The organism is Pseudomonas sp. LP_7_YM, from assembly GCF_004364435.1.
Taxonomy (GTDB): domain Bacteria; phylum Pseudomonadota; class Gammaproteobacteria; order Pseudomonadales; family Pseudomonadaceae; genus Aquipseudomonas.
The window spans coordinates 283,641-301,751 of the sequence record NZ_SOCT01000003.1; the positions used below are offsets into that span (position 1 = coordinate 283,641).

The 18,111-nt window shown below is 59.6% G+C and carries 19 protein-coding genes; 7 read left to right on the forward strand and 12 right to left on the reverse strand.

The genetic code is table 11. The features are described from left to right. Window positions 1-60 precede the first annotated feature (60 nt). Window positions 61-981, forward strand: coding sequence for a hypothetical protein (locus EC915_RS10360; RefSeq protein ID WP_256658702.1), 921 nt, complete (start codon window positions 61-63; stop codon window positions 979-981). Window position 982: 1 nt separating this feature from the next. Here the strand turns inward: EC915_RS10360 and EC915_RS10365 are convergent, their stop codons facing one another. Further along, a complete protein-coding gene (locus EC915_RS10365) occupies window positions 983-1,300 on the reverse strand; it encodes a class I SAM-dependent methyltransferase (protein ID WP_133750430.1) in 318 nt (105 codons plus the stop codon). A 384-nt stretch (window positions 1,301-1,684) separates the two neighbouring features. Here EC915_RS10365 and EC915_RS10370 point away from each other — a divergent pair, with 384 nt between their 5' ends. Together EC915_RS10370 and EC915_RS10375 are read left to right on the forward strand one after the other, a co-directional pair. Further along, a complete protein-coding gene (locus tag EC915_RS10370) occupies window positions 1,685-3,322 on the forward strand; it encodes a phosphoethanolamine transferase (RefSeq protein ID WP_133750431.1) in 1,638 nt (545 codons plus the stop codon). Between the two features lie 22 nt (window positions 3,323-3,344). Continuing rightward, a complete protein-coding gene (locus tag EC915_RS10375) occupies window positions 3,345-4,160 on the forward strand; it encodes an AraC family transcriptional regulator (protein ID WP_133750432.1) in 816 nt (271 codons plus the stop codon). On the opposite strand, the gene EC915_RS10380 is transcribed toward EC915_RS10375, so the two are convergent. Beyond that, window positions 4,161-4,748, reverse strand: a complete 588-nt coding sequence (locus EC915_RS10380; protein ID WP_133750433.1) for a LysE family translocator — start codon at window positions 4,746-4,748, stop codon at window positions 4,161-4,163. A gap of 203 nt (window positions 4,749-4,951) precedes the next feature. Further along, the gene (locus tag EC915_RS10385; protein WP_133750434.1) at window positions 4,952-6,421 is read right to left on the reverse strand and encodes an MFS transporter; all 1,470 of its coding nucleotides are present in this window, start codon (window positions 6,419-6,421) and stop codon (window positions 4,952-4,954) included. A gap of 334 nt (window positions 6,422-6,755) precedes the next feature. On the opposite strand from EC915_RS10385, the gene EC915_RS10390 reads away from it, so the two are divergent. Then, window positions 6,756-7,688, forward strand: coding sequence for a LysR family transcriptional regulator (locus tag EC915_RS10390; RefSeq protein ID WP_133750435.1), 933 nt, complete (start codon window positions 6,756-6,758; stop codon window positions 7,686-7,688). 70 nt (window positions 7,689-7,758) lie between these two features. Here EC915_RS10390 and pstB read toward each other — a convergent pair whose 3' ends face one another. From pstB to EC915_RS10435, 9 genes are all read right to left on the reverse strand, one after another. Then, window positions 7,759-8,538 (reverse strand): phosphate ABC transporter ATP-binding protein PstB, encoded by a 780-nt coding sequence (gene pstB, locus EC915_RS10395; protein WP_133750436.1) that lies wholly within the window; start codon window positions 8,536-8,538, stop codon window positions 7,759-7,761. Further along, window positions 8,538-9,416: a phosphate ABC transporter permease PstA gene (gene pstA, locus EC915_RS10400; RefSeq protein ID WP_133750437.1), complete on the reverse strand. Its 879-nt coding sequence runs from the start codon at window positions 9,414-9,416 to the stop codon at window positions 8,538-8,540. The genes pstB and pstA overlap by 1 nt, the downstream gene beginning before the upstream one ends. Further along, window positions 9,413-10,408 (reverse strand): phosphate ABC transporter permease subunit PstC, encoded by a 996-nt coding sequence (gene pstC, locus EC915_RS10405; protein WP_133750438.1) that lies wholly within the window; start codon window positions 10,406-10,408, stop codon window positions 9,413-9,415. Before pstC ends, pstA begins: the two co-directional genes overlap by 4 nt. A gap of 70 nt (window positions 10,409-10,478) precedes the next feature. After that, window positions 10,479-11,498 (reverse strand): phosphate ABC transporter substrate-binding protein PstS, encoded by a 1,020-nt coding sequence (gene pstS, locus EC915_RS10410; RefSeq protein WP_133750439.1) that lies wholly within the window; start codon window positions 11,496-11,498, stop codon window positions 10,479-10,481. Window positions 11,499-11,908: 410 nt separating this feature from the next. Then, window positions 11,909-12,685 (reverse strand): ABC transporter substrate-binding protein, encoded by a 777-nt coding sequence (locus tag EC915_RS10415; protein ID WP_133750440.1) that lies wholly within the window; start codon window positions 12,683-12,685, stop codon window positions 11,909-11,911. A gap of 136 nt (window positions 12,686-12,821) precedes the next feature. Further along, window positions 12,822-13,178 carry a RidA family protein gene (locus tag EC915_RS10420; protein ID WP_133750441.1) on the reverse strand — a complete coding sequence of 119 codons (357 nt, stop codon included), beginning with the start codon at window positions 13,176-13,178 and terminating at the stop codon, window positions 12,822-12,824. Beyond that, window positions 13,175-14,599 (reverse strand): NAD(P)/FAD-dependent oxidoreductase, encoded by a 1,425-nt coding sequence (locus tag EC915_RS10425; protein ID WP_133750442.1) that lies wholly within the window; start codon window positions 14,597-14,599, stop codon window positions 13,175-13,177. The genes EC915_RS10420 and EC915_RS10425 overlap by 4 nt, the downstream gene beginning before the upstream one ends. After that, window positions 14,592-14,918 (reverse strand): (2Fe-2S)-binding protein, encoded by a 327-nt coding sequence (locus EC915_RS10430; RefSeq protein WP_133750443.1) that lies wholly within the window; start codon window positions 14,916-14,918, stop codon window positions 14,592-14,594. Before EC915_RS10430 ends, EC915_RS10425 begins: the two co-directional genes overlap by 8 nt. Continuing rightward, window positions 14,908-16,032 carry an FAD-binding oxidoreductase gene (locus tag EC915_RS10435; RefSeq protein ID WP_133750444.1) on the reverse strand — a complete coding sequence of 375 codons (1,125 nt, stop codon included), beginning with the start codon at window positions 16,030-16,032 and terminating at the stop codon, window positions 14,908-14,910. The genes EC915_RS10430 and EC915_RS10435 overlap by 11 nt, the downstream gene beginning before the upstream one ends. 123 nt (window positions 16,033-16,155) lie before the next feature. Here EC915_RS10435 and EC915_RS10440 point away from each other — a divergent pair, with 123 nt between their 5' ends. The 3 genes from EC915_RS10440 to EC915_RS10450 all read left to right on the forward strand — a co-directional run bounded on the left by EC915_RS10440 (window position 16,156) and on the right by EC915_RS10450 (window position 18,090). Continuing rightward, window positions 16,156-17,061, forward strand: a complete 906-nt coding sequence (locus tag EC915_RS10440) for a LysR substrate-binding domain-containing protein (protein WP_133750445.1) — start codon at window positions 16,156-16,158, stop codon at window positions 17,059-17,061. Between the two features lie 79 nt (window positions 17,062-17,140). Continuing rightward, on the forward strand, window positions 17,141-17,458 hold the full coding sequence (locus EC915_RS10445) for a hypothetical protein (RefSeq protein ID WP_133750446.1): 318 nt from the start codon (window positions 17,141-17,143) through the stop codon (window positions 17,456-17,458). Between the two features lie 368 nt (window positions 17,459-17,826). Continuing rightward, entirely contained in the window at window positions 17,827-18,090 is a 264-nt protein-coding gene (locus EC915_RS10450) for a hypothetical protein (protein ID WP_133750447.1), read from the forward strand. Window positions 18,091-18,111 lie beyond the last annotated feature (21 nt).

Consider the following 18,111-nt stretch of genomic DNA (forward strand, 5'->3'; position numbering starts at 1 on the left):
AAGGACTCGCCCGACGCACGCCCACCCCGAGGTGCGCTCACTACGTCAAGGACTGACAGCATGACCAATCAACGCAACACCCACTCCCCTGTGCATACCCAATGGATGGCCGAGACGGCCAACCTCGAACACCTGCGTATCGATGAACTGATCCTGCCAGGTACACATAACTCGGGCAGCGACAAGCAATCACCCAATCCGGGCTTACCGCAGGAATTCGCCCAGGATGTGTCGCCGCTGGAGCAACTGCGCAATGGTATCCGGGTGCTCGACCTGCGTGTCGTACTCGATGAGGATTACCCGGAAGGCCACCCGGATCGCTTCCAGCTCTTCCACCTGACATCCTCCGGCAGGACCGTTGCCGTGGATATCATCGACGCCGTCCGGGCGTTTTTTACAGAACTGGAAAGCGATGGCAGTACCGCCCGTGAAATCGTCATTCTCGATTTTCACCAGTTCAAGGGTTTTACCGATCGAGCCCACGCCCAATTGCAGGCACAGGTTTTCAATGAGCTGGGAGCCCGGGTGCTTCCTTATGGCGTGCGCAACTGGACGCTGGGGCAGATCTGGCAGCATCACCCGGGTAGAAACGTGGTTATCGCCTATAACGATGCCAGTGTCGAAGAAGATGGCTGGGACGGCGTCAACCAGCGCTGGCCGGGCGAGAATCTGTTCAACAGCAACACCCTCAAGGCGTTCATTGACCGTGTGGCCGAGGAATACAACGAGCCGTTCTACCTGCAAGCCGTGCAATGCGCCAAATACTCGCTGCCCTTTCATGCGCCGACAGACCTGAGCGATAAAATCGATCAGTGGTTCGAATCGGTGGACGAGGACAGCTACATCCAGAACTTCTACATCATCAACACCGATTGGTCGCTGCGCAGCAATCTGATTGCCAATTGTCGGCACGCCAATGAGATTAGGGGTGGTCGCAAGCTCAGCCACCCTGACGAACCCCTGCAACCAAAGCGGCGCTGAGTCAGCAGCAAGTGATCAGCCCTTGGCGTGCAATACGCGTCAGATGGCGGATCACCTGTGCAGCACACTCGGTAGACGGTGCTTGAACAACGGCCAGGTCAAACTGGTCGTTGCCGAAACGCTCGAGTGACTCTTCGGCATCGATGAACTGGATGAGGAAAGCATGAGGGCCGTGCTGTCGACGCGGCCAGCCGTCCAGGTATCGCAAAAGCGTTGGCTGATGAACACCACCGAGCAGGATTTTCGGGTTGCGACGGGTGAACTGACTGGCGATCGGGCCAAGTCGGACGGGAGGACGTGGGCTGGGAGGGCTGCTCATCGTGTCGTTTTCTCTGCCTCAGTGTTCCGCTGGGCAGCGGTGAGAGGCAACACCGAACCAGCGCTTTAGCGGTATTTCGGTGACGTTGCTCACGACACCCGGCGCCCCGCAAGTAGCTGTTTAAATCGGCGCATGAGCGGCATCCTAGAGAAGCTGTGCGGCCATTGTCAATCGTGTCGGGCACATCGACGAGCACCGCGTCAAAGCATGGATTGTGTCTAAGCTGTTTCACAAAGTATTCACAAGCCTTCTGGAAAACTTCGCGCCAGCTTGATTCCTCATTAACCACCTGCCTCGGCAGGTCAGTCTGGACGTGCAAGTCGCAAGGATGACGCCGACTGGAAGTTCACGTGCAGGCCCGTCTCGACTCGAGTAGTGCTTTATATGGAAATGCGTTCGAAGCTACGCCCTCTCACCTCTACCCGCCTGGTCATGCTCTTTTCTCTGTGCCTGGTGCTGTTCTACAACCTCGCCACCTGGCATGCGCTCGTCGGCCTGACACAGTTGCAAGGCATCAAGGCCGGGGCCTTTTATCTCTCTTTCGGGTTGTTTCTTTGGGCCGCGATCACATTGCTGCTGACGCCCTTTTCGTTCCGCCCGACCCTCAAACCGGTGTTGAGCCTGGTCGCGCCAGGCTCGGCGGCCGCCGCCTACTTCATGAATACCTACGGCATCAGCATCGACACGACGATGATGCAGAACGTGCTGGAGACCAACCCGGGCGAGGCCCAGGACCTGCTCAGCGGCAAGCTATTCATGTATCTGGGTTTGCTGGGCGTACTGCCGACGGCGTTGATATGGCTGATTCCGGTGACCTATCGCCGGGTGTTGCCGGGGCTGATCAATAAGCTCCTTGTATGCGCCGGTTGCGTGGTGGTAATCGTAGCTTGCGTAGGCACCTTCTATTCGACCTACGCGCCGATCTTCCGTGACGAAGACAAACTGACCCACTTCATCAACCCGACCAACTACCTCTACGCCATCGGCAAACTCACCAAACAGACCCTGGCGATCAAGCAAACAGTCACTGTTCAGACCGTGGGCGCCGACGCTGCGCTTGGTGCGCAAGCCCGGCAACGGCCGAAAAAGAGCCTGATGATCTTCGTCGTCGGCGAGACGGCACGCGCCGACCACTTCTCACTCAACGGCTACGCTCGCGACACCAACCCTGAATTGAAGCAGCAGGACATTCTCAACTTCACCCAGGTGTCGTCCTGCGGCACCTCTACCGCAGTGTCGGTGCCGTGCATGTTCTCGAAGTTTCCGCGCACCGAGTACAGCGACAAAAAGGGCAAGACTTACGAAGGCCTGCTCGACATGCTGCAACGCGCTGGTTTGAAGGTGCTATGGCTGGACAACAACAGCGATTGCAAGGGCGCCTGCCTGCGCGTGCCTCACAGCGATATCCCGAAAAACCAGCCCAGCCCCTTCTGCGATGGTCAGAACTGCCTGGATGAATCACTGCTGGTGGGGCTGCAAGCGTACATCGACTCGCTCCAGGACAACGCCATCATCGTGCTGCACTCCGACGGCAGTCATGGCCCGGAATACTACGAACGCTATCCGCAAACCCTGGAGCGCTTCACCCCGGTGTGTCACACCAATCAATTGGGCAGTTGCACTTCGGATGAGCTGAAAAACGTCTATGACAACACCATTCTGTACACCGATCACTTCCTGGCGCAGACCATCGAACTGCTCAAACGCAATCAGGACAAGGTCGACACGTCGATGATCTACGTGTCGGACCACGGCGAGTCGCTGGGCGAAAGCGGCATCTATCTGCATGCTGCACCCTATGCAATTGCACCCACTGCCCAGACCCATGTACCGATGGTCATGTGGTTCGGCCATTCGACGCTGCAAGACGCAAGCATCGATCGCAACTGTCTGCTCGCCAAGCAAAACCAGGCGGATCTGAGCCATGACTACCTGTTCCATTCAGTGCTAGGCTTGCTCGGCGTCAATAGCACCGAATACCAGCCGGCGCTGGACATTTTCCACAGCTGCAGACGCGGCTGAATGCGTAGACAAGGCGGCCTTGATGAAACCACAGCGTAAGCCGGAAATTCCGTTGTTCTGGCGTGATCCCGAGCTGCCGTTCATCGAAGCCCGCTCCATCTCCGATGGCCGTAAGCTGTGTTATTCCCGGCATTCCCATGAAGTGTTTTCCATTGGAGCGATCACTGCCGGGCAAAGCACTTACCTGCATGAGAAGACTCGGCACACCATCGCGACCGGCACCGTCGTATTGATGAACCCAGGCGATGTGCATGCCTGCAATCCCATCGACGACAAACCTTGGTCGTACATCATGTTTTACGTCGATGCGCATTGGCTCGGGCGGGTGCAGCAGGCCTGTGGTGTCGAGGGTTTCCAACCTGTTCCGGCGATTCAGAGCGCAGACCCCGAGCTTTTTTCGCGGCTGCTGGACCTATACCGGGTATTGACCGATCCAACGCTCCAGTCCCTGGAGAAACACGAAACCGCCATCGCGTTTTTCGTGCTGATGCAGCAGCGTCTTGGCCAGTGCGATGCGCCGCTCAAGAAGGCCAGTCAGAAGGTGGAACGTGCCGCGCGGTACATCAATGCGCACTTCCTGCGCGCGGTCCGGCTGGAAGAAATCTGTCAGGCAGCGAGTCTGTCGCAGGCATACCTGATTCGTGCCTTCGAGCAGCACTACCACATGACGCCCCATGCCTATCTCATCAACCGCCGCATTCAACATGCCCAAGCGCAACTGCGCGCAGGCCAGCCGATTGCCGCGATCGCCCAGCAGAGTGGCTTTGCCGATCAGGCGCATTTCCAGCGCGTGTTCAAGAAACATCTGGCCGCCACCCCGGGCCAGTATCGTCAGTGATCACACGTACAACAACGACACCGCGCAGCCGGTCAGCAACGCCGCCATGCTGCGGTTGAAGGTGCGAATGCGCTGTGGGCTGCGCAGCCAAGGGCCGAGAAACGCACCGGCGTACACCCAGCAACCCACCGACAGGTAACAGACCACGAAGTAAATCAGCGCGAACAGACCGATCAGTTCGGCTTCGCCACCCGCCAGGAACGCACCCATCCCTGCCACCGCCGCCAGCCATGCCTTGGGGTTAAGCCATTGCATCGCCGCGCCACGCCAGAAAGACGGTCGCTGCGCGGATTTTTCAATGTTGAGCCGACCATCGTCCATGGCCAGTCTGCACGCCAGGTACACCAGAAAAGCCATCCCTGCCCAGCGAATGATGTCGGTCACTATCGGGTAGCTGTGCAGCACCTCATGCAAGCCAAAGCCGGTGAAGATCAGCAGCACTACAAACCCGACCGTAGCGCCCATGACATGCCGTTGACTCGCCAGTAGCCCGAACTGCGCCCCGCAACTGAGCGCCACCACGTTCACTGGACCGGGGGAAATCGATGCCGCCAGTGCAAACGCCGCCATGGAAAGCGCCAGATTCATAAGAGTAGTTCTCCGATTGGTGAGTATCGGAGAGCCTAAGCAAAGGGGGCCAGCGGGGTATTGAAGAAAACTGACCTGTCGCGCGTGTTAATCGCACGCGGCAACACTGCGTCGTGGGTAAGGGGCCTGCTCGACCTGGTTGATGAAGCCGTAATCGAGCCATGCAGGCCGGGAAGGCTCAGACGACCGGCGATAACAGCCCGTTAATCACGAGCCTGTGACAGCGGTCGCGCCACCTCTTCCAGCGATTTGCGCTCCGAAGCCACACCCCAGATTGCCTGCACCGCAGCGGCCAGCAACATTAAGGCCGCACCGATCAGGTAGCCGACGAATACCGGACCGCGCTGATGACTGTCGATCAGCTCGCCAAACAGTGTCGGCCCGATAATCCCGCCCAAGGCGGTGCCGAAGGCGTAAAACACGGCGATGGCCAGGGCGCGAATTTCCAGCGGGAAGGTTTCTGCAACGGTCAGGTAAGCAGAGCTGGCGGCGGCCGAGGCGAAGAAGAAGATGATCATCCAGGCGATGGCTTGTTGGGTGACGCTCAATACCCCCTGCTCAAACAAATAGCCGCTGATGGTCAGCAGCACGGCGGAGATCGCGTAGGTGAGACTGATCATCACACGTCGGCCTATCACGTCGAACAATCGACCCAACAGCAGCGGTCCGCAAAAGTTGCCCAATGCCAAAGGCAACACATACCAGCCCACGGACGCCGAGGGAACCTGATAAAACTCGGAGAGCACCAGCGCATAGGTGAAGAAGATAGCGTTGTAAAAGAATGCCTGAGCCGTCAGCAGCGTCATCCCGACCCAGGCGCGCTGGCGGTAGGTGATGAACAGCGTCTCGAAGATTTCTCGTATCGGGGTATGGTCGCGGGCATGCAAACTCAACGGCTTGCCCTTGGGCCGGGTTAGCTCATGGCCCTGCTCGCGCAGGTTGTTTTCGATGTTCTCGACGATGCGTTTCGCTTCATCCTCCTGCCCGTGAATGAGCAGCCAGCGCGGGCTCTCAGGCAGCCATAGGCGCATAAACAGGATCACCAGCCCCAGTACCGCACCAATGCCGAAACACAGACGCCAGCCCAGATCGGCGCCGATCCAGCCCGGGTCCAGAAAAATTATCGACCCCCCCGCACCCAGCGCCGCGCCGATCCAGAATGTGCCATTGATCGTCAGATCCACCCACCCACGAAACCGTGCCGGGGTGAACTCCTGAATCGTCGAGTTAATGGCCGTGTACTCGCCGCCAATGCCCATCCCGGTCAAAAAGCGGAACAGCATGAAGCTCCAGACACTGAAGGAAAATGCCGTGGCGGCGGTCGCGCTGATATACAGCGCAAGCGTGATGAAGAACAGCTTGCGGCGTCCGAGTCGATCCGTCAGCCAGCCGAAGAACAATGCGCCCAGCACAGCTCCACTGATGTAGGCGCCGCCTGCCAGCCCGATATCGGCATTGCTCAGATGCAACACCGGACTGTCTTTCAGCGCGCCGGAGACAGAACCCGCAAGCGTGACTTCAAGACCATCGAGCAGCCAGGTAATACCGAGCGCGAACACCAGCAAGGTATGAAAGCGCCCCCACGGCAAACGATCCAGACGCGCCGGAAGATCGGTTTCGAAGACCCTGCCCTTTTCCAGACCTGCTGCGGGTTCAGTCTCGGTAATAGCCATCGCGCTTCCCATGGATGGAGGATGATTCTGTGGGGTGAGAGTCTGGATGGCCATCGGGAGTTCAGCCAACTGCAGCGTGTTCCTGAGGTGCGACACGTGTCTTCAGGAAAGGGATTCTCTACCGCCTGCCTGTTTCCTGGACGAAACACCGACTTCGCGAGCAGGCTTACAAGCGTTCACAACTGACCATGAACCCCGGCTATATACACATGCCAGCGCGAGACATACGGTTACGCTGGACGCCGGGCGGTGGCGATCCATAAACTGTTGCGCATCATTTCGCCGCCTTTCTTTCACGGGCAGGACGAAACATGTCGGGTAACGGGGACGAGTTATGAATCGCAATGAGCTGCGCAAGGCCGATATCAACCTGATGGTGGTATTCGAAACCTTGATGCAAGAGCGTAACGTGACCCGTGCCGCCGAGAAGCTGTTCCTCGGCCAGCCTACTATCAGCGCTGCGCTCAATCGGCTCCGGGCGCTGTTCAACGACCCGCTGTTCATCCGCGTGGGCCATCGCATGGAGCCCACGGCGCGGGCCAATGAAATCATCCACCACCTGTCACCGGCGCTGGACGCCATGTCGGTAGCCTTGAGCCTGACCCGTGATTTCGACCCGGCCAGCAGCGACATGACCTTTCGCATCGGCCTGTCCGATGATGTGGAGTACAGCTTGTTGCCGCCGCTCCTGCGGGCGATTCGCGAGGAGGCGCCGGGCATTGTCATCGTCATCAAGCAGGTCAACTACTGGAATGTCTCGGAATTGCTCATGTCCGGCGAGATTACCGTCGGCGTGTGCATGACCCGCGAGCTGCCGGCCAATGCCAAGCGCAAGTTGTTGCGCAGCGTACAGCCGATGGTGGTACGAGCCGATGCCTCCCCCGAACCGATCACTCTCGACGAATACTGCTCGCGCCCCCACGTGGTGGTGTCTCACGTGGCCAACATCTCCAGTTTCGCCGATGAGTGGCTGGCAGCGATCGGGCGCAAGCGTCAGGCGGTGCTGTCCGTGCCGCAATACAGCACGCTTCCGGCGTTGATGGCAGGCACCGACCTGCTGTGCAACCTGCCGGACCACCTGACGGCAGCGATGAGCAAGTCGGGCTTGTTGTGTGGCGAGCCGTTGCCGTTCATCACGCCGAACCTGGAGCTGTCGATGGTCTGGCTGAGCGTGATGGATACCGACCCGGCGGAGCGCTGGTTGCGCAAGAAACTGGAGCAATTCATGGGGGCGCAAATCACCGTCGCCCCTGTGCCGTTGGGCTGAAGCTCACTGGCTCCCTGGCTGATTCTGACCAGGGACCGCATTCGAAAAAATGCGGTGAGTCAGTGCTGGATCAGCCGAACCGGCCGGTGATGTAGTCTTCGGTCTGGGTTTTGGCAGGCTTGGTGAACAGGGTGTCGGTGTCGCCATGTTCGATCAGCTCTCCCATGAACATGAACGCGGTGTAGTCCGAACAGCGGGCTGCCTGTTGCATGTTATGGGTGACGATGACCACGGTGAACTGCGCTTTGAGTTCGGTAATCAGCTGCTCGATGCGCCCTGTGGAAATCGGATCGAGCGCCGAGGTCGGCTCGTCGAGCAGCAGGACCTGCGGACGCAGGGCGATGGTGCGGGCAATGCACAGCCGCTGCTGCTGACCGCCGGACAGGCTCTGGGCACTCTGCCTGAGTTTATCCTTGACCTCATCCCACAGCGCGGCACCGCGCAGGGCCTCTTCCACACGATCTTCCATCTCGCGGCGAGAAAGCTTTTCGTGGTGACGCACGGCGTAGGCGATGTTGTCGTAGATCGACATCGGGAATGGCACCGGCTTCTGGAACACCATGCCGACATGGCTGCGCAGGCGGTTCATCGAATAGCCGGGAGCCAGAATATTCTCGCCGTTGAGTATCACTTCGCCCTTGGCTTCCTGCTTCGGGTACATCGAATAGATCCGGTTGAACACCCGCAAAAGGGTCGATTTCCCGCATCCCGAGGGTCCGATGATCGCTGTAATGCGCTTTTCCGGAATGGTCATGTTGATTGATTTCAGCGAGCGATTGCCGTTGTAGAAAAAGTCGAGGTCGCGTACCTGGATTTTGGTTTTTTCGTCGGCCAGGGAAAGGTTGTTCATCAGGACGCCTTATTGCGCAAAAGGAGAAGACGGGAACCGAGGCTCAGCAACAGCACGAACAAGGTCAGAATCAAGGCACCGGCCCAGGCCAGAGAATGCCAGTCATCGAACGGGCTCATCGCGTACTGGAAGATCACCACTGGAACGCTTGCGATCGGTTTGAGAACGTTGCTGCTCCAGAACTGGTTACCGAAGGCGGTGAACAGCAACGGCGCGGTTTCGCCCGTTATGCGCGCCAGGGCCAGCAGCACACCGGTGACAACGCCGGCCCTGGCCGCACGCAGGACGATCTGCAAGGTCAGCTTCCACTGCGGTACGCCCAATGCCAGCGCTGCCTCGCGCATGGTTGACGGTTGCAGCTGAAGCATCTCATCGGTGGTCCGTACCACCACCGGGATCACCAGTAACGCCAGAGCCAGGGCGCCGGCAAAGGCAGAAAACCCGACCTGGTGGTTGGTCAGTGCACTGACCGGCAGGATGACAGCGGTATAAACGAACAGACCCAGCACGATCGAAGGCGCCGACAGCAGAATGTCATTGATGAAACGCACAGCGTTGCCCAGCTTCGAATGACGGGCAAATTCGGCCAGCCAGATACCGGCCATCAAACCGATCGGAGTTCCGATCAACAGGCCGATTCCCGACATCAGGAAGCTCCCGTAGAACGCGTTGGCCAGGCCGCCTTCGGCACCCGGCGGTGGCGTCATCTCGGTGAACAGTCGCAGATTGAGCGCCTGGAAACCGTTGATCACGGTGGTCAGCAGAATCCACACCAGCCACAGCAGACCGAACGCCGTCGCGCCGCAACTCAGAACCATGGCGATCATGTTCTTGAGTGCCCGGACCCGGTACAGATTTTCGTTATCGGCCTTACTCATAAACCCTCCTTGCGCGACAGACGAGACAGCATCAGACGGGCAATCGCCAGCACAATGAAGGTGACTACGAATAGCAGGAAACCCAGGGCGATGAGGGAAGAACGGTGCAGGTCGGTGTAGGCCTCGCTGAACTCGTTGGCGATCACCGAGGCGATCGAGCTGCTGGGCATCATCAACGATGCAGAAAACTGATGGGCGTTACCGAGGACGAAGGTCACCGCCATGGTTTCACCCAGCGCGCGCCCCAAACCGAGAAAGATGCCGCCGATCACCGCCGAGCGGGTATAAGGCAGGACGATGTCCCAGACCACTTCCCAGGTGGTGCCGCCCAGCGCATAGGCCGACTCCTTGAGCGCCACCGGCACGCTGCGGAACACTTCGGTCATCACCGAGGTAATGAACGGGGTGATCATGATCGCCAGAACGATACCGGCCGTGAGCATGCCGATCCCCAGTGGCGGCCCCTGAAACACGGGCCCGATCAACGGCAGTGCGCCCAGGTTGTCGTTGATCCACGGCGCCATGTTGTCTGCCATGAACGGGCCGAAAACAAACAGCCCCCACATGCCATAGATGATCGAAGGGATGCCTGCCAGCAGCTCGACCGCAGCAGCAATCGGCATCCGCAACCAGGGCGGTGCGACTTCGGTCAGAAAAATCGCGATGCCGAAACTCACCGGAACAGCGATCAGCAGCGCGAGAAAGGAGGTCACCAAGGTGCCATAGATCGGGACCAACGCACCGAATTTGCCGTTGACCGCATCCCATTCGGTACTGGTAAGAAATTCGAATCCAAAGGTCTTGAACGCCAGGGCGCCGCCCCAGAGCGTCGAGCCGGCGATACTCGCCAGCAACAGCAGCACCAACAGAGCCGCGCCCAGCATCGTGCGCCGAAACCAGGCGTCGTGTCGGTGATCGCGGGCCGCGCGTTTTTCGCTCTCGGACGTCACGTCCGGAATCGCAGCGGACATGTATTGGGTGTTTTCAGTCATGGTGTGTCCACTCGCAAAGAAACCCTGTCACCGAGCGCTCGATGACAGGGGTAAGCCGGATAACGTCGAGTTACCGGCTGAACTCGGTTTTCCAGTAATCTTCGATCTTGCTGACCAGCTCTTTAGGCAGCGGCACATAGTCCAGCGATTCGGCCTGGGCCTGGCCTTTTTCCAGGGACCATTTGAAGAAATCGAAGGCCGCAGCGCTCTTCTCGGCGTTCTTGGGCTGCTTGTACATGATGATCCAGGTAGTGGCAGTGATCGGCCACGCATCGGCACCCGGAGCGTTGGTCATGATCAGGTTGAAATCCTTGGCGTCTTCCCACTTGGCAGTGGCAGCAGCGGCGGCGAATGCCTTGGCGCCAGGCTCCACCACTTTGCCGGCGGCGTTTTCCAGCTTGGCGAAAGCGATGTTGTTGGTTTTGGCGTAGGCGAACTCGACGTAGCCGATCGAACCCTTTATTTGCTTCACATAGGCAGCGACACCTTCGTTGCCCTTGCCACCCACACCGACCGGCCATGGCACGCTGGAACCTTCGCCCACTGCGGTTTTCCATTGCGAGCTGACCTTGGACAGGTAGTTGGTGAAGTTGAAGGAAGTGCCCGAGCCGTCCGAACGGTGAACCACGGTGATGTTGGACTCAGGCAGCTTCAGGCCCTTGTTCAGGGCAGCAATGGCCGGGTCGTTCCACTGGGTGATCTTGCCCTGGAAAATATCGGCCAGCACCTTGCCGCTTAATTCCAGCTCGCCGGCTTCGATGCCTTCGACGTTGATCACCGCAACGATACCGCCAATCACGCTGGGGAACTGCCCCAGGCCGCCAGCCTGCAGGTCTTCGGCCTTCAAAGGCGCATCGGACGCGCCGAAGTCGACGGTGGCAGCCTTGATCTGCGCGATACCGCCGCCCGAGCCGATGGACTGGTAATTGATCCGGGTATCAGTGACCTTGCTGTAGTCGGTCGCCCATTTGGAAATGACCGGGAACACGAAGCTCGAACCAGCACCTGTGACGTCCGTAGCATGCGCCATCCCGGTCAGGCACATCGAAGCCAGCAGGAGTGACAGGCGAGTTTTTGTCAGCAGATTCACGGCAATACCTCAACAAGAGAAATGTGTGTGGGGTCCCAGTGGAAGGCCCGAGGCAGATTTAAAACCGGAAACATTTCTGTTTGATGACAGTCTTTAGACAAACCTCCCGAATAGCCCGGATGTAGGGGTAGATGCGTCCAGGCCAAAACTGAAAAATCCCCGTTTCCATTGGGGGAAACGAGGGTTTTAAGGTTTTTGGGGCTTTAACATCAATACGCCACACCGAGCCTCTGGACTGCCCTTTTTTGCCGTGAAATCCTTGGCTCTTCCGCCCATGACGGCGGGCCTTGTCATTTGTCAGCGACGTTGCCGGCGCTCATGTGTTTCAACGTTTTGCGTGAGGGCTCACGCCCGGCCACAAAAGGATTCGGTGGTGTCGGCGCGCGGCAGAATCAAACGGGCCTGCGGTTTCACTCACCATAAATATCGAAGGTGAAGTACTTCTTCTGGATCCGGTCATAAGTACCATTTGCACGAATCGCTGCCAGCGCCTGATTGAGGCGTTGCAGCAACGGGTCGCCTTTACGCACGGCGACACCGATGCCGGTGCCGAAGTACTGCGCCTCGGTGAACGCCGGGCCCACGAATGCGTAGTCCTTGCCCTCAGGCTTTTTCAGCAGGCCCTCATCGATGGCGACGGAACTGGCCATGGTGGCATCGATGCGCCCGCCCAGCAGGTCGAGAAACACTTCGTTCTGCGAGCTGTAGCTGACGATCTGCGCACCGGCCGGGACGAATTTTTCGGTCACGTAACGCTCGAAGTTGGTGGCGCGCTGCACGCCGATGCGCAGGCCCTTGAGCTGCGCCGGAATGTCGGTGATGCCACTGTTCTTGCGCACGACCAGACGCGCGGGAATGCGGTAGTAGCGGTTGCTGAAATCCACCGATTTCATGCGCTCGGGGGTGATCGACATCGACGAAATGATCGCGTCGACCTTCTTTACCTTGAGCGCCGGAATCAATCCGTCGAACTCGTTCTCCTTCCACACGCACTGCACTGTCATCTCGGCGCACAGGGCCTGGCCGATGTCGTAGTCGAAGCCGACGATCCGGTTGTCGGCGGTTTTCGAGGCGAAGGGTGGATAAGCGGCTTCGATGCCCAGTTTCAGCGGCGCATCGGCAGCATGGGCATTGAACGCGAGCAAGGAAGCGAGGCTGAGGGTGCTGACGAGGGTTGTGATGTTCATGCATGGCTCCGGGCGATGTTGTTCAAGTCGGGCGAGCCCTCGGCATGAGGATCTCGTCCGTTATGGCAGCAGCAATGTGAACAGCGGGTGGGCACTCTATGCGCACGCGAACGGCGCCCTGCCCTTGCAGCAAAAATCAGACGGCGGCGGTGACGAGGATCTCCACCAGGATTTCAGGGTCGTCGAACATCACCTGGCAGGTCGCCCGCGCCGGGGTCTGCGCGGCGTCGACCCAGGCGCTCCAGGTTTCATTCATGCCGGCGAAATCGGCGGTCATGTCCTTCATCCAGATCTGCACGCTGAGCAAGCGACTCTTGTCGCTGCCCGAGGCGGCGAGCAGTTCGTCGACACGCTGCAGCACCTGACGGGTCTGGCCGCGAATGTCCTGGGTGCAATCGGCGGCGACGATACCGGCGAGCCAGGCCACGCCGTTGTGGATTACGCTGCGGCTCAGCCGCGGGTTGCTTTCGATACGGTGGATCGAGGTGCTCATGAAGGGCTCCTTTCGGGGGGTGAGGATGGGGACATCTCAAGCGCTCGCTCGCTGGCCAACTGCGCCAGGGTGATGGGCTTGAGCGGGGGGCGAATGCGGTAGTAACCGACCTGCGTCGGCAGAACGTTGCGGTGTTCGGCGATGATTTCACTGACGCTCAGGCCACACTGGCGGCCCTGGCACGGGCCCATGCCGCAACGGCCAAACGCTTTGGCCTGGTTGGGGCCCAGACAGCCCAGATCGACGTAACCGCGAATCGCGCCAGCGCTGACTTCTTCGCAGCGGCAGACGATGGTGTCGTCTTGAGGAATGCGGTTCTGCACATGCGGGCGATACAGCGCGTCGATCAGCGGTCGGGCGGCGCTTTGCTTGCTCAGCAAACGGCGCCAGGGCTTGCTCAGGGTGTGCAGGCCAGATTCATCGATTTTCTGCAATCGGCAGGCGATCGCCAGGGCAGCCAGACGCCCCTGAATGGCCGCCACATGGGCGCCGCCGATGGCCCCGCCATCCCCGGCAATGAAAATCCCCGGCACACTGGTTTCGCCCCAACTGTCGCGGCGCGCGACCCAACACAATTGTTGCTCGTTCCAGTCGTGGTCGGCGCGCAAGGACTGGCTGATCTGGATATGCGGCACGACCCCCTGATGCAGCAGGATCAACGAAGCCGAAACCTTCTGCGACTGACCCTCACTGTCGAAGCGCAGCGCTTGGGCATGTCGTTCACCCTCAACACGCAAATTGCGTGCTGCATGGTAATGCTTGATGCCGGCACGCTTGAGGGTTGCCAGAAGCGACACGCCTTTGAGCAGGTCTCGCCATCCTGCAAGCGCCTGACGCAATTGACGCAGGTGTTTGAAGGCATCGCGCCGCTCACTGGTGTCCACCAGCGCCTCGACGCGGATACCGGCACGCAGGTACTGCACCGCCAGCAGGTAAAGCAAGGGCCCGCACCCGGCCAGAATCACAGGGCCCCGAGGCACCATCGCGGCGCTCTTGAGCAGAATCTGCCCTGCCCCGGCGGTCATCACCCCAGGCAACGTCCAACCCGGAATCGGCATTGGCCGTTCCATCGCGCCAGTGGCAATCAACAACTGACGCCCCCGGAGCACGCGGGCCTCGCCATCGATCAGCACATGTACGTAACGGGCATCGGTCACCTGCCAGACCGCCGCATTGGGGTGATAGCGAACCTCGCTGGCAAGCAGTGTTTCTACCCGTTCGCGTCCTGCGCTGTAATCGCAGCCAAGCACCTGCCGGGTCCGTGCGTCGCTCTGGGTGACGTTGCGCCAGATCTGTCCACCGGGGCTGGCTTGCTCGTCCAGCAGCACCACGTCCAGGCCATGTGCCGATGCCTCCAGCGCCGCACTGATGCCTGCAGGGCCAGCGCCGATGATGATCAGATCAACCTCTGAATCATTCATCTTCCAGCCCTCCGATCAACAGCTCCCGCGCCCCGTGCTGACGACGTACGCGCATGCCTTCGGCAACCTGGACCAGGCACGCCTGACAATTGGCCTGGCCATCGACTTCCACCAGGCACTCAAAGCACACACCCATCAGGCAGTAAGCCGCGCCGGGCCTACCGTTGACGGCGCTCTCACGGGTATGTCCAAGGTCATGGGTCAGCAATGCCGCCGCGAGGGAAACACCGGCGGGAACCTTCAACGGCGCACCTTCGAACTCGATTTGTACGCAGTGCTGTGCCGATGATAGGCGTCGAAACAATGCGTCAGTGAGCATAAGGCACCTCGCGCTGGCCCTTGAACCGGGCCAGATTGAATGAATCGATTGCCGGCTCTTCGGCTTCTCCGGCGATCCAGGGTGCCAGGCGCAAGGCATGGGCAGCGGCCAGGGTCACGCCACTGTGGCAGGTGACGACAAATGCCCCGGGACTGTCGTGCGCGGCTTCATAAATTGGATATCCGTCGGCACTGAGCACACGCAGCGCACCCCAGGCGCGCACCATGCGCACCTGTGCCAGGCGTGGAAAGCACTGCACACCGCGGGCGGCGATCTCGGACATCACAGGGCTGCTGGTGCGATCGTCGAAGCCAACAGCCTCAAGCGAGTCGCCCAGTTGCACCGTGCCTTCGTCGGTCTGCCGCACATAAGTGGTGGGGTATTGCAGAAACGGCTGCAGGCGTTCGGTGACCAGAATCTGCCCGCGATTGGGCCGCACTGGAACATCCATGCCCAGCATCGCACCCAGCGGGCGATTGCCAAGTCCTGCAGTCAGGACCAGATGTTCGGAGCAGAACCGTTGCTGTGCAGCACGGACCTCAAATCCACCGCTGTGCTGATCGATAGCGTCGACGCTCAGGCCATTGACCACCTTGACCCCGCGCAAGGCACAGGCCGCATACAGTGCGCGCAGCAACTTGAGCGGATTGACGTGGCCATCCATCGACGTATAGCAGGCACCTACCACTCCCGGACCGATGCCCGGAATACGCTTCCTGAGCTGCGCTGGGTCGAGCAGTTCGAAAGGGTAATCGCCCTCGAAAGCTTCCTGTAGCCAGACCAGTCGGAGGGTTTCTTCAGCCAGTTCCTCATCGCTCAGGCATAACTGAAACCCGCCAGGCTGACGCAGGTGAACGTCGATGCCGGTGTCGGACTGCAGCAAGGCGTTGAGTTGCGGCCACAATGCCACGGACTGGCGAGTCCAGCTAGCGTAAGGGCGGTTGCGATAGCCTTTGCCCTGCACCCAGAGCAGGCCGAAGTTGCCGCGAGCAGCACGCAGGCCATCGTCACCCTCATCCAGCACGGTAACCTGACGCCCCAGCAGTGCCAGTCCATACGCAATGGACATACCTACCAGGCCACCTCCGACGACGATCAAATCATTCTTGTGCATCATTCATTTCAAGGCTTGTGGCGAGTCAGGTATTCACTGGCTTCGATCCTAACGGCGCTATTACAGCCATGAAAAATGCTTTATTTTCGGCCAGTCATGTCTTTTTGTTATGGGGTTGGGGAAATGAATTTGCGTCAGCTGGAAGCATTCAGGGCGGTCATCCTCGGCCAGACCGTCACGCGCGCCGCCGAGATGCTGCACATCTCGCAACCGGCAGCGACGCGCCTGATTGCAAGCCTTGAAGAGGACATCGGCTTCACCCTGTTCGACCGGATCAAGGGTCGGCTCCAGCCCACCGCCGAAGCCATGACGCTGTATCAGGAAGTGCAGCGCTCACTGGTGGGCGTCGAGCGCATCGCGCGCACGGCGCAGGACATACGCAGCCTCAAGCGCGGCTCCCTGCACATCGCCTGTGCGCCAGCCATGGGATTGGTCTTCCTGCCGCGTGTGATTGCCGCATTCATGGCCGAGCACGATGGCGTACAGATTTCGCTGGTGGTGCATTCATCGTCGGAGGTGATCGATCTGGTGGTCGGTCAGCGCTGCGATCTGGGCATTATCGTGCTGCCTAACACCTACCCCAGCCCGCGTTCGGAGAAACTTCTGGCGACCCGCATGCTGTGCGCACTGCCTGCGGGTCACAGGCTGTGTGACAAGCCGCTGATCGTTCCCGAAGACCTGCGTGGCGAGCGCTTCATCTCCTTCCCTCATTCAATCGGTTCACGGCAGCAGATCGACACGATCTTCGCTGCCCATGGCGTCGAGCGCGAGCTGCGCCTGGAGACGCAGCTGTCCCAGCCGATGTGCGAATTCGTCGAGCATGGCCTGGGGGTCGCTCTGGTAGACGTGTTGAGCGCGGTCAATTACCGAGGCACCGGCATTGTCTTCAAAGCCTTCGACCCTGCCATCGAGATGGACTTCAGCATGCTGCTGCCGGTACAGGGCCCTGCTTCGAAGCTGCAGACGGCGTTTCTTGAACATACGCAGGCATTTATCAGCCGACAGGTTCCCAAGGCCTATCGCTTTTGACCGTCCGTCGGAGAGACCGCACGTCCAGACCAGGCGAGCAGACCAATCTGTATTAACGACAGAAAAAGGGATTCACATCATGAATACGAAAAAACTGACTGCCCTGACTCTCGCTGGCCTGCTCGCTGTGGCGACAGGTTCCGCATTTGCGGGTTCCACCGGGCCGACCGATCCTGTCAACTCTTCCAATCCGGCAGGTCCCCGCGACAGCAGCCAGGGTCCGAATACCGACGGCACCCCTAAAACCGGCACCAGCTCCACGCCCGGCACCAAAGGCATGGGCAGTTCTGACGGCAATGGCAGCGCTGGCGAAGGCGGCGTTAGCGGCAATGGCGCTGGCATGGGTGGTAGCGGTGGCAATGCAGGTGGCGCAAGTGGGTCCAGCGGTAGCAAGTAATCCCATGACCTGCCTGCATAGGCATGGGTCACAGCTGTTGGGGGTGCGAACGGCGTCAAGGCTCGGTGCTGCAGGTGACGTTCATTCGTCGCCTGCGTATCGGATGCTCTAGCGAGTTCGCCCCTGCATATCACTCGACCAAACACTCTCCCTGCAGGCCTGCATGTCGATTCTATCTGGACCCCGTGGCCCTGAGCCTATCCCCCTTACTCCTCACTTGCGCGTCCCCCTCAAACCCTTTGGCGCTGTGACTCTATCTTTAGAGTTCAATGTGAGCGTGCTTTTATCTAAATTTCTTCCGTCGGCTGTCGATAAATCATTAGTAGAGCCCGAGAGTCGGGTCGAACTTGATGATGAAAGGCATACCTATGTACGACATTTTTCTGTTGGTAGAACACGGCCGCGATCAGGGCGAAGTGTCCGTTCTTGGCTGGTTCGATGATGAGTGTGCGGCCAAAGACACCGCTGAAGCGATGGAATGGAAAGCGTGGCGCGAAGATTCCAAGCGCCACCACCAATGGTCCAGCCAGCCGCTGCTGGCGCCTGATCAGACCTCTCATCGGCGCTTTTGGGTCAAGGGTATTCCCCGCTTCAGTCACACCCCGGCACCGCGCTCATGGGCGGTGCATTGAGTCGATAAAGACACAGATCCT